We start from the raw sequence: 11,669 nt of genomic DNA, 5'->3' as shown, positions 1-11,669 counted from the left end.
TCCGCCACGTTTTTGCGGTCCGCAGGCGATGTTTCGCGTATGGACGGAATCCTCGACCACACGATGATTCGCGTCGCCGATCTGGAGGAGTCGCTGGACTGGTACCAGACCCACCTCGAGTACGAGGAGAAGGACCGCTACGAGGGCGACGGCTTCACCATCGTCTATCTGGGCCCCGAGGACATGCACGAGGACGGGGCGATGCTCGAGATCACCCACAACGAGGGCGAAGAGCCCGACGTGGGCGACGCCTGGGGCCACATCGCCGTCCGCGTTCCCGACGGCGAACTCGAGGACTACTACCAGCAGCTGATGGACGAGGGCGTCGACGACTACCGCGATCCCGAGTCCTGCGGCGGCGACTACGCGTTCGTCAAGGATCCCGACGGCCACGAGATCGAGATCGTCCAGCGGGACCCCGACGCGGGCGCGCTCTGGTCGATCGACCACACCATGATCCGCGTCGAGGACGCCGACGAGGCGCTCGGCTTCTGGACGCGCAAGTTCGAGTACGACGAGGTCGGCCGCTGGGAGGCCGACACCTTCGCGAACTACTTCGTCGAGCCCCGCGACGCCCCCGAGGAGGCGATGTCCGTCGAACTCACCTACAACTACGACGGCCGCAGCTACGAGCAGGGCGACGCCTGGGGCCACCTCTGCGTCCGCGTCGACGACCTGCAGGACGATTGGGACCAACTGCTCGAGCGCGAGGCCGACGACTACCGCGATCCCGAGAGCAACGACAACATGTACGCATTCACCAAGGATCAGGACGGCCACGAGATCGAACTGATCGAGCGCGATCTCGAGGCCGACTCGCTGTTCCCGTTCTAACGTCGCTGTCGGGACCTCCGATCGCGATCGACGATCCACCCGCCGTTCTGGTTTTCTTCGGCGCCGAACATCCACGCAGCCGTTTTTGTGGCCTCAGTCACCGACGGCAATATCCATCTCTGTGTAGATCCGTGGTGAACCCCGTTATGCGATCGAACAACCGGAAGACGGTACCGAGACGGGAATTTTTAGACGCAAGCGGTGCGTTCGGAACGGTCGTAATGGCGGGCTGTTCGAATTCCAACACGAGCGACGAGGCGGCGTCCACGAACGAGACGCGAACGGACGGCGGCGAATCGAGAGACAGGACCGAATCGGCGTCAGTGACCGCCTACGAGGACATCACCTACGTCGAGCGCGAGGCCGGCGAGATGAAACTCGACCTCTACGTCCCCGAAACTGAGACCGACGGGCCGACGCCGCTGGTCGTCTACATTCACGGCGGCGGCTGGGTCTTCGAGACTCGGAAGAACGCCCCCGACCTCGAGCGGTTCGCGGCCGAGTGGGACTGCGCGATGGCGAGCGTGAGCTACCGACTGGCGGAAGTTCCAGAAGACGAGGACGTACCGTTCGAGACCGATCCTGAGAATCCGACACCGCGGGGCGTCTTCCCCGACCCCATCGTCGACGTGAAGGCCGCGATCAGGTGGCTCCGCGCGAGCGCCGACGAGTACGGCTTCGACGGCGAGCGGGTCGCGACGTGGGGCTCCTCCGCAGGCGGGCATCTGGCGGCGCTGGCCGGCGTGGTCGACGACGTCACGGAGATCGCCGGGGACGTGTACCCAAACGAGGCCGTCGCGAAGGCGGTCGCACCCGACGAGTCGGGAGCCGTCCAGGCCGTCGTCGACTGGTACGGGATCCACGACCTGCTCGAGTTGCCGGGCGGCGAAGAGTCGCTCGAGTCGTTCCTACTGGGCGGTCCAGTCTCGGAACACGAGGATCGCGCCCGCTGTGCGAGTCCGATCACCTACGTAACGGAGGACACGCCGCCGTTTTGCCTCATGCACGGCCGTCAGGATCAGGTCGTTTCCGTCGAGCAGAGCCGACTGCTGTTCGATGCGTTGGCCGATGCCGGGGTCGACGCGACGTTCTACGAACTGTACGACCTCGGCCACGTCTGGGGCGCCGACTCCGAGCGGACGGCGATGGCCGTTCTCGAGACCACCCAGCCCGCACAGCGCGTAACGGCGACGGCGCATCTCGAGGAAGGCGAGACGACGGAGCCGGCGCTCGCCGATCAACCGCCAGCAGGTCCGGACGCGATCGGTACGTTCCTAGATCGAACGCTGCGGTAACGGCGTTGAGACCAGCCGACAGCCGTCGATCGGGTAGGATCACTCCAGTTCCACTCGAGGCAACGCACCGGTCTGTACGGCCGTCGACGCGACGAAGAGGACGAGGAGAACCACCGTCCAGTGAAACCACGCCAGAAGCGAGAACGGCCACGCGCCGATCCACGCCGCTGTGATCGTAGCGACAGCGACGGTAGAAACGATAGCGGAGTAGTTGTCCCGGGAACGCCCGTCGCCGTGAACGGCGGACAGGTAGCGTTCTACGTCCGTCAATCCGTCAGTAGGCGTTATTATACCTCGATCCCTGTCGAAAGCGATGACACCGCAATCGTCCATCGTCGGCAGGTGCCCTTGCTGGAGTGCGGTGTAAACCCGTTTTCGTTGGTGATAGCTGACCTCCTCGAGACGAATGTCGTTCTCCGCTGCGGCGACTCGGCGGGCGAGCGTGTCGAGACTCACGGCCTCACCCTGCCGTTCGAGGACGCGGACCACGTGGCGTCGGCGGGGATTCGATAGCACGTCGAAGATATCCGCCTCGGAGGGGGTGGGCGAATTACTGGAGGGTGTCATTTCTCTCCTGTCGAAAAGCTATCAGGACGTGTCAGTATTAACTTATTTAATTCGGATATGTACGGTAGCGTACTACTATAGAAAATACGTGCGAGTGATCGATCGAAATCAGAGCCGGTACGCCCGAGGTCGATCGACGATCAGTACGTCAACGTATCGACGACGCGTCCATTGGCGTCCTCGAGGGTAGCCGTCTCGCCGTCGTTACTCCAGACGTATCCCTGGTATCCCGGACTTCCCCAATCTCGATCGTAATCAGCGTCGGGGACGGACGATGTTTGGTCCGTATAGATCACCACCGTCTCGCCGCTCGTCAGCGTCAACGAGGAGAATTCGTATTCGCCGCCGTGGGCATCGGCAAGCGCCCAGCCCTCGAGAGAAACCGACTCCGAGCCGGTGTTCTCGAGGATGACGTACTCCGCCTCCTCGTCGAGGTCGGTGATTTCGACGCCACTGTCTGCTGCCGCGTCGTCGGACGTAAACGGCGTGAACAACTCCGCAAACCCGTCGTCAAAGTTGCTCGTCGTCGGAACCGACGGGTCGCCAGCGAGGGCGTTGTTCGAATCAGTAACCGCATGTTCGGTGAACCCGACGTCCGTTCCGAGCTCCTCGAGGAGCGGCTCGAAGTGCTCGAGCGCGTCGGTATCGGCGGCCGTCCCGATCAGGACGACCGCGCCGCCGGCGTCGGCGAAATCGCTGATCGCCGATCGTTCGTCGGCTGTCAGTTCCGACGTCGGCGTCGAGAGCACCAGTGCGCGTGCTGCCGGGTTACCGTTCTCGAGCAGGTCGGGACCGGGATCGCTCGTCACGTCGGTGACGCCCTCGAGGCCGATGAACGCCTCGTCGGCGGGAGCCTGCCCCTCGAGGTAGCGCATGTAGTGGGCGACGTCTTCGGCCGACAGCGCGTAGTCGGCGCCGAACTGGCCGTGGCCGCCCTCGACGAGGACCGGGCCGGTCGCCGTCTCGACGGCGTCGATCACGTTCGTCAGGAACGGGTAGACGCCGAACTCGTCGATTCCCGGGCCGCCCTCGGCGCTCTCGAAGTCCTCCTCGACGAGCGGCCCGCCGATAGCAGCGACGTTGGCGTCCGTATCTAGGGCGACGAGCGGCTCGCCGCTCTCGGAACGCACCGGAACGTCGTTGCCCGTGACTTCGACCGGTTCGGGGAAGAACAGCGCCTCCACCGGCTCGTCGCCGATCTCCGGCGTCGCCGCGGGATCGGAAAGGTCCCAGAGTCCCCTCCCGGCCGCGCGAGCGTCGGCCTCGAGGTCCCAGAGTTCGTCGTGGGCCTCGAGCCCGGAGTCGTACACTCGCGCGTGGCCGTCCTCGAGGACGGCGTCGTTGTAGCGGGTGCCGTCGGGAAGGTCGAGAAAACCGAGCAGTCGCCCGTAGTTCCCCCGCAGCCCTTCGTTCTCGTCGAAGGAGAGGGTCACCGTCTCGCCGGCGAGTTTGTCGACGGCGTAGTCGGTCGCCGCGTCGGCCTTCTCGCGGAGCGCGTCGCCGTCTTCGATGCCTTCCCACTCCGCGAGTCGCTCGTCCGTGTTCCCGGTTTCAGGGGTGTCGATGCCGAGGATGCGGACGGTTTCGACGGTGCCGTCTTGGAACTGGACGTCGGCCGTATCGCCGTCCGTGACTTCGACAACGTCTACTTCGTACTGCTCCGACGGATTCAGTTCGGAGTCGTCCTCGATGCCGTCACGGTTCGAAAAAAACTCGGGGTACATTTCGCGGTTGAAGTTCGACGTGGTCGGGACGAACTCGACGCCGTCGTTGGTTTGGTCGTCGTACACCTGATCGTCGTTGAACCGGAACGACAGTGAGAGTTCGTCGGCGATTTCGTTGAGGGTGTCCGTTTCGTCGTAATCACTGAAGTCCGACTGGTCGTGCAGGAAGAGCACGCCGCCGTCGTCGACGAACGACGAGAGCGCCGCGAGTTCGCCGTCGGTGAACGCATCCGACGGCGAGGTGATCACAACTGCAGCCGCGTCGTCGAGGTCCGACTCGAGATCGGTCGTCGCGTCGTAGGAGTAGCCGCCGTCCTCGAGGTAGTCGCCGAAGACCTGGAAGTCGTCGCCGCCGTTCGACGAGCGCGTGTAGTACTGGCCGTGCCCCTCGTCGTACAGGACCGTCCCGCTGCCGACCAACTCGTCGTAGACGTTGTGCAGGAACTCCTCGTTGCCGTACGTGCCGAAGTCGGTATCGGTGGCCGCGAACGGTCCGGTGAGTCCGACGACGGTGCCGTCGATCGCGACGACCGGAATGTCCGTTCCGCCGGGATAGTTGACGGCGTCACCGTTGCCGTCTTCGTCGCCGTTATACGCGGTTGACTCCGCCCAGATAGCGACAGCCGAATCGTCGGTAAGCGGCTGTTCATTCGCGTCGAGTAGACTCGAGACCGAGTCGAGCACGACCGACGGGATCGGATCCGAGACCGGGTCGTCTGCCTCACCGTCACCGCCCTCACCAGGTGCGTCGCCGTTTGGATCTTCTCCTGCCGCCTGAATCGTTACGCCGATGTCGTACGCGTCGGTCTCGAGGCCGGTCGTATCGACGAAGACGCCGACCGGAATCTCCGTCCCGACCTCGACCTCGATCGCCCGCGCGTCGGACAGCGGCGCCTCTGGGTCTTCGTGATAGAGATAAACGTCATCGTCATCGAAGGCGTCGCTCTCGGTACTGGTCCAGACGAACACGGACTCGGTCCCCTGATTCCGGATGTGAAGGGTGTCGTCGAACGTGTACGCCGTATCGATCCCGAGGCCGTCGCCCTCGACCGCGTCGCCGCCGCCGAAATCGATGCTGACCGCCTCGCCGTCCTCGTTGCTGACGTGCGCGCCGTTTTGCTCGCCCGGTTCGAGGGCGAGAAACGAACTCGCGTCGTCGACGACGCGTACCGTCATCTGTCTCTCCGCCGATGCCGTCGAGAAGGCCCCGGAGCCGACGATCGCGCCGGCGCCCGCCGCCGTTCCGAAACCGAGTATGAGGGTCCGTCGTTTCATTGTCGGTGAACGGAGCGCGATTCGTGTGCTTCGGCCGCCGATGTGGAGGTCGCTTGCTCTCGAGTTCGATCATCGCCGATCTCGAGTCCGGGCTCGAACTACAAGTCCCGAATTGTGGGCTCTCGAACACCGTCCCCGGCGAAACACCGATCGCGTCCACCTCGCTCGAGACGGCGGGTGAATATAGTACTAGGAAGCCAGAGACGCGGCCGGCGATCTCAACGCGGCCCTGAAGCGGGCTCCACGAGTCGTTGTGGCCCTTTCCACGAGTCGTTTCGTCGACTCTTCTCCAGGCGATGGCTGCGGTTGCACCCAGCCCGATTTCCGCGACCAGCAGATTATTGGCCCTCTCTCGGGAATCTAGCGACCGATGACAGTCCCAACGAAGACCCTGCCGAGTGGCGACGAACTGCCGACGATCGGGTTCGGCACGTGGGAACTCGAGGGCGAGACCGTCAAACAGTCCGTGGAAGCGGCCCTCGAGGCGGGCTACACGCACATCGACACCGCCGAGGGCTACATGAACGAGGAAGAGATCGGCGAGGTGCTCGCCGGCGCCGACGTGGATCGTGACGACCTCTTCCTTACCTCGAAGGTTCTCGCGAAGAACCTCCACTACGACGACGTGATCGCGTCGTGCAAGGAGAGTCTCGAGAAGCTGGGGACGGACTACCTCGATCTGTACCTGATCCACTGGCCTAACCCCGCAATCTCGCTGCGGGAGACGATGCACGCGATGGAGACGCTGCACGAGGAGGGGCTCGTCCGGAACGTCGGCGTTTCGAACTTCAGCGCCTACCAGCTCAGTGCGGCCCAGCACGTCTCGGACGTCCCGATCGCGGTCAACCAGATCGAGTTCCACCCGTGGCTCCAGCGGCCCGATCTTGTCGACTACTGCCGCGAGACGGACACCGTGATCGAGGCCGCGGCGCCGCTCGGGCGCACGGACGTCTTCGGCGACGAGGTCGTCCAGGAACTGGCCGAGGCGTACGACAAGTCGCCCGCACAGATCGTCCTCCGGTGGGCGCTCGACCGCGACGTCGTCGCCCTGCCGCGCTCGACCAGCCCCGAGCACATCGCGGAGAACTTCGACCTGTTCGACTGGGAACTGTCCGACGACGACCGGCGGCGCCTCGACGAGCGCGACCGCAACCAGCCGGTCTACGACTTCCCGGCTCGCGACTGGGACGACGAGGTCTGGGGCATTCCGGAGTAAATTGTTCGAATCGAGTCGCGGTCTCGAGGCCGCGACTCGACCGGTTACGGCGGCAGCGTCGCTCTCGAATCACCCGTTTCGCCCCACCGCTCGAGTCGATCCTCGGCCACGCCGTACTCGATACTGTAGGTATCCCGGTTCCGCCAGCCGTTCTCGCGCAGTTGTGCCAGAGCGTCTCGAGCGGCGGCGCCGTACTGCGCGCCGCGGTGGAAGTGCGAGGCGGCGAGATCGAACACGTCTCGGTGGGCGTGGATCGCCGCGCGGGTCTCGTCGACCGCCCAGACGTGGACGTGGGCCCACTCGTCGCCCAGTCGCGGCCGGCGGACGGAGAGATCGGGTGCGACGAGTTCGTCGGCGTCGCGATCCCACGCGGCGACCCGTGAATCGGGGAGCGCGCTCGTCCACCGGAGAGCGGACGCGCCGGTAAACGCGTCCGCGACGGCCGCAAGCGCGTCTCGTCCGACGTCGTCCGGGACGCGAGCGTGGACGTTGACCGGCATCGCGACGGTCCACGTGCCGTCCTCGAGGGCGTAGACGCAGCGCGGATAATCCGTTTCGCGGTCCGCGTCGACGACGGAGGCCCGTGTCGACTCCGGCAGCGGTTCGCCGTCCGCAGCGCTCGCCCTACCCGCACCGACCGCTGAACCCGCGACACCGACGATCGCCTGCCGTCGCGTCAGCGTGCGAACCACGATTTCTCGGCCGGACGGCGGTCGTCGCGTCGCGATTCGAGCGCCGCCGCCGACCGACTCCTCGATCCCGGCGACCGATGTGCGTACGGATCCATCTGGCCGTCCGCTCCGCGCCGGTCACGGAAAAGGCTCGCTCCAACACGGATTGGTCGACCGGACGATAACTCGAGCGCGGACAACGCAGCCGCTCAAAGGACGACGCTCGTCACGCCCGTACTCTCGAGCAGCATCCAGCCGACGAAGACGGAGTAGACCGCGAGCAACAGCCATCCCTCGCGGTCGGTCAGTTCGAACGCGGTTCGGGCGGCGGTGAAGACGATGATCGTCGCGACGACGAGAAAGGCCATCAGCGGCGCGGCAACGGCGAAGTCGACGTCCGTCGTACCCGCGATGAGCACGCCGGTCGGGACCGCGACGAGGAGATCGAAGATATTGCTGCCGAAGACGTTGGCCAGGCTGACCGCCGAGTCGCCGCTTCGGGCGGCGCGAACGCTGATGATCGCGTCCGGCAGGCTCGAGCCGGCGGCGATGACGGTCAGCCCCCAGAGGAACGAGGGGGTCCCGAAGTAATCGCCGAGGTCGACGGCCGCGTTGACGAGCAGTTCGACCCCGACGAGGATCAGCCCGAGGCCGATCCCCAGCAACGCCAGCTGTTTGAGCGGGCTCACACCCGCTGCGTCCGCGTCGGGCTGGTAGTCGGCTGTCTCCTGATACTGGATGAACAGATACAGTCCGTAGAGCGCGATCGGAAACAGCGCGAGCGGTCGAGTGAACTCGCCGACCATCTCTGCGTCCGGAGCGGGATAGTAGATGACCGCCAGCGAGAACGTCAACAACAGCGTCGCAACCGAGATGATGTAGAACTGCGCCTCGCGGTAGACCAGCCCGCGACTCGACTCGAGCGACTCGTCGCGGACGAGCGCCGCGATTCCCGGGATGACCAGCACGTTGAACACGGCGGAGCCGACGATCGAGGCGATCCCGAGCTCGAACTCCCCGTAGCGAAGCGTCGCGATCACGACGCTCGCGAGTTCCGGAAAGCTCGAGCCCAGCGCGGCGATGATCGATCCCTGGACGATCGCCGGCATCCCGAGGTAGACGGCGAGTCGGTCGGCCGCGCCCTCGAGATAGAGGCTTCCGCGCCAGACGAGTCCGGTTGCGACGACGATCAGGGCGCCGAGCCACAGGAGCGTGAACATTGCTGCCGAACGGTCGAGCAGTCGGTCGCCGGTCGGAAATCGATTGTGAAATTCCAGACGTTGAAACGGACAGGTACTATTATGTGACCGATCCACCTTCCGTAAGATTATCAACGGATGAACGGATCAGAAACGATACGAACGTGACAGTCAGCCGATCGCTGTCCCGATAGTGTCGGCTGCTTCCCCGCACGAACGACAGCCCGAAAACCGCCGGCACGGCCCCGCTTTGCGGTCCGTCGCCGAGAACAATCGTTCCCCTCCACGATCGATGGCACTGCCACTCATCGTCGTCCTCACGTCGCTCGCCGTCTGTATTGGTTTCGTCAGCACCTGTCGTCTCTGTCTCGATCGAGCCGACGTTCGCAGAACGCGAGCCGGGCTCAGACCGCGGTTGCTCGACGTCGCGCCCTATCTCGGCGGCGCGGCGCTGTTTTTCGTCGCAAAACGAGCGACGCACGGCCTCAGTCTTCGAATATCCCACGCACTCGACTGGGATATCACCGCGGAGATATACGCCGTCGAGGGTGAGTTCGTCGCCGTCCTGCAGGACGTCGTTCCGGAGGCGACGGTGAGCTTTTTCTCGGCCATGTACATGTTCGGTTTCCCGTACCTGCTGGTGACCGCGCCGGTCCTGTACTTCGCGTCGGGGTTACAGCGCCGTCTCAAGGAACTCCTCGTCGCGTACCTGCTCAACTATCTCGTCGGTTCGATCTGCTACACGCTGTTTATCGCCTACGGGCCGCGCAACCACCTCTCGACGGTCGACGGGTTGATGTATCAGATCTACCCCCAGACCCAGGACCTCACGGCGGCGGTCTCGGCGAACACGGACGTCTTCCCCTCGCTCCATACGTCGCTCGCGGTCGTCGTGGTGCTGTTCGCGTGGCGATCTCGGACGGCCCAGCGGCTGTGGTTCTCGATCGCGTCGATCGTCGCAGCGAGCGTCGTCTTCTCCACGATGTATCTGGGCATTCACTGGGCGATCGACGTCGTCGCCGGCCTCTTGCTCGCCGTCTGGAGCGTGGCCGCCGCTGACCGGCTCGTCGACCGCGTGGAGGGCGAACGGGTCCCCGCTCCTGCCGGCGACGATCCCGAGGACGGTATCGCGTCGGAGACGGACGTCGGCGAGTAACCAGTCGATTCGCGACTCGAGTAGCGAGTTGGCGCCTCACTCGAGGTAGCCGAGTTCGCGCAATCGGTCGCGCGTTTCTTCGTCCGCGTCCGCCAGGGCCTCCCGTTCCTCGCCGGCCGTCTCGGTTGGATTGTCCCACGCGCCACCGACGGCGCTCTCGAAGCGGGCGAGCGCCGCTTCGGACGCGGCGACGACCTCGTCCTCGGCCGGGTCGACGGGTGATTCCTCGCTCGGGTCTTCGTCGAGCCGGTAGCCTTCGTCGGGGATTCGGTCGGCACGGACGTACTTCGCGTCGGTGCTGCGGGCGGCGCGCAGCCGGGAGTACGCGCGGTGGTCCTCGGGGAGGTCGATGCCCGCTTCGTTCGCCTTCTCCTCTAAGTGGTGGAGTTCGATGACGGGCTGGGCGTACTCGACGAAGGCGTAGTCGCCGCTCCCTTCGCCGCCGTCGCCGTCGCCGTCGAGAACCGCGCGCTGACCGGGATCCGGCTCCGCAGTCTCCGCGAAGGCGCGGTACTCGCTCGAGAGCAGCGAGCGGGTGGGATCGAACGGTGTCACACCCGCTGCGACATCGTCGTCGGCAGCGATGTCGAGGGCGGCGTCGGGATCGACGTTCAGCGCGTCGAGCACCGTATGATAGCAGTCGAGCAACTCGACGAGGTCGTCGCGCCGGTCGGCCTCGAGTTCGGGGTGTTTCACGAGTAGCGGGACGTTGATAAGTTCGTCGTAGAGGGCGAATTCGTGGCCGTAGAGGTCGTGTTCGCCGTGGAGTTCCCCGTGGTCGGCGCAGACGACGACGGTCGTCTCCTCCCATTGGTCGGTCTCGCGGAGCCAGTCGAACAGTCGACCGAGCTCGGCGTCCATGTGGGCGATTTCAGCGTCGTAGAGGCCGCGGATCGCCTCCCATTCTTCGTCGTCGATTTCCCGCGCGCCGGAATTGTACTCCTTCGAATTCTGGCAGACTTCGTCGGGATCGACGCCGGGAGCGAACTCCTCGCGGTACTCCTCGGGCGGGTAGTACGGCAGGTGGGCGTCCATCAGGTTGACGAACGCGAACCAACCCTCGTCGCTGTCGCTGTCGTCGATAAACGACCGCGTTCGATCGATCACCGAGGGCGTCTTCGAGTCGGCGCTCTCGCCGCTGGCGAGTTTCGAGTGGGCCATCGCGCCGACCCTGACGAGTTTCGACGCCAGTTCGTGCAGGTACTCGTTGTCGTTGATCGTCTGCCAGACGGTAGCGAGCGGGCCCGAAAACACGTCGCTGGGGAGGACCTCGAAGAACGAATCCTGTGCGTCGAACCCGTCGGTGAGGCCGGTATAGGGCGTGATCCAGGCGTTCGAGGAGTAACAGGCCGTATCGTAGCCGGCCGCCGACAGGACCGACGCGAGCGTCACGTCGTCGTCGAGGTACGGACTTCCCTGGTCGGCGCCGTGCTGGCTCGGATACAGGCCGGTAAACAGGGAGGCGTGGACCGGTAACGTCCACGGCGCGGGTGCGACCGCCGACTCGAAGACGGTCGCTTCCTCGGCGAACTGCGAGAGGGCGGGCGTCGTCTCTCGGTCGTAGCCGTAGGGGCCGAGACGATCCTTGCGGACCGTGTCCAAAACGACGAAAAGTACGTTCGACTGGCGTGTCCCGTCCATTACCGGATGGCACTGGTGCCACCCCAATAAAACGATTGAAGTGCCGACTCCGCTGCGGCGTCCGCTCGAGTACAATCAGACGTTTCAAGTT

At 65.0% G+C, this 11,669-nt stretch carries 9 protein-coding genes; 4 read left to right on the top strand and 5 right to left on the bottom strand.

From position 1 onward, the window contains the following. Window positions 1–39 precede the first annotated feature (39 nt). Together ATJ93_RS09650 and ATJ93_RS09645 are read left to right on the top strand one after the other, a co-directional pair. Window positions 40–834, top strand: a complete 795-nt coding sequence (locus tag ATJ93_RS09650) for a VOC family protein (protein WP_120244442.1) — start codon at window positions 40–42, stop codon at window positions 832–834. A 221-nt stretch (window positions 835–1,055) separates the two neighbouring features. After that, complete coding sequence (locus ATJ93_RS09645; RefSeq protein WP_120244441.1) at window positions 1,056–2,129, top strand: alpha/beta hydrolase; 1,074 nt, start codon at window positions 1,056–1,058, stop codon at window positions 2,127–2,129. A 39-nt stretch (window positions 2,130–2,168) separates the two neighbouring features. Here the strand turns inward: ATJ93_RS09645 and ATJ93_RS09640 are convergent, their stop codons facing one another. Continuing rightward, entirely contained in the window at window positions 2,169–2,696 is a 528-nt protein-coding gene (locus ATJ93_RS09640; RefSeq protein WP_120244440.1) for a DUF7344 domain-containing protein, read from the bottom strand. A 140-nt stretch (window positions 2,697–2,836) separates the two neighbouring features. Further along, entirely contained in the window at window positions 2,837–5,695 is a 2,859-nt protein-coding gene (locus ATJ93_RS09635; protein WP_120244439.1) for a lamin tail domain-containing protein, read from the bottom strand. Window positions 5,696–6,065: 370 nt separating this feature from the next. Between ATJ93_RS09635 and ATJ93_RS09630 the strand changes: the two genes are divergently transcribed. After that, a complete protein-coding gene (locus tag ATJ93_RS09630; RefSeq protein ID WP_120244438.1) occupies window positions 6,066–6,911 on the top strand; it encodes an aldo/keto reductase in 846 nt (281 codons plus the stop codon). Between the two features lie 44 nt (window positions 6,912–6,955). Here the strand turns inward: ATJ93_RS09630 and ATJ93_RS09625 are convergent, their stop codons facing one another. Further along, window positions 6,956–7,603 carry a hypothetical protein gene (locus tag ATJ93_RS09625; protein ID WP_120244437.1) on the bottom strand — a complete coding sequence of 216 codons (648 nt, stop codon included), beginning with the start codon at window positions 7,601–7,603 and terminating at the stop codon, window positions 6,956–6,958. Between the two features lie 188 nt (window positions 7,604–7,791). Continuing rightward, on the bottom strand, window positions 7,792–8,802 hold the full coding sequence (locus tag ATJ93_RS09620) for a sodium:calcium antiporter (protein ID WP_120244436.1): 1,011 nt from the start codon (window positions 8,800–8,802) through the stop codon (window positions 7,792–7,794). Window positions 8,803–9,073: 271 nt separating this feature from the next. On the opposite strand from ATJ93_RS09620, the gene ATJ93_RS09615 reads away from it, so the two are divergent. Continuing rightward, a complete protein-coding gene (locus ATJ93_RS09615; protein ID WP_120244435.1) occupies window positions 9,074–9,937 on the top strand; it encodes a phosphatase PAP2 family protein in 864 nt (287 codons plus the stop codon). Between the two features lie 36 nt (window positions 9,938–9,973). Here ATJ93_RS09615 and ATJ93_RS09610 read toward each other — a convergent pair whose 3' ends face one another. Beyond that, complete coding sequence (locus tag ATJ93_RS09610; RefSeq protein WP_120244434.1) at window positions 9,974–11,578, bottom strand: sulfatase; 1,605 nt, start codon at window positions 11,576–11,578, stop codon at window positions 9,974–9,976. Window positions 11,579–11,669 lie beyond the last annotated feature (91 nt).

The sequence above is a fragment of the Halopiger aswanensis genome (assembly GCF_003610195.1).
In the GTDB taxonomy this organism is placed as follows: Archaea; Halobacteriota; Halobacteria; order Halobacteriales; family Natrialbaceae; genus Halopiger; species Halopiger aswanensis.
Note: the sequence above shows the minus strand (reverse complement) of the source record. Positions and strands in the feature narration are given on the sequence as shown.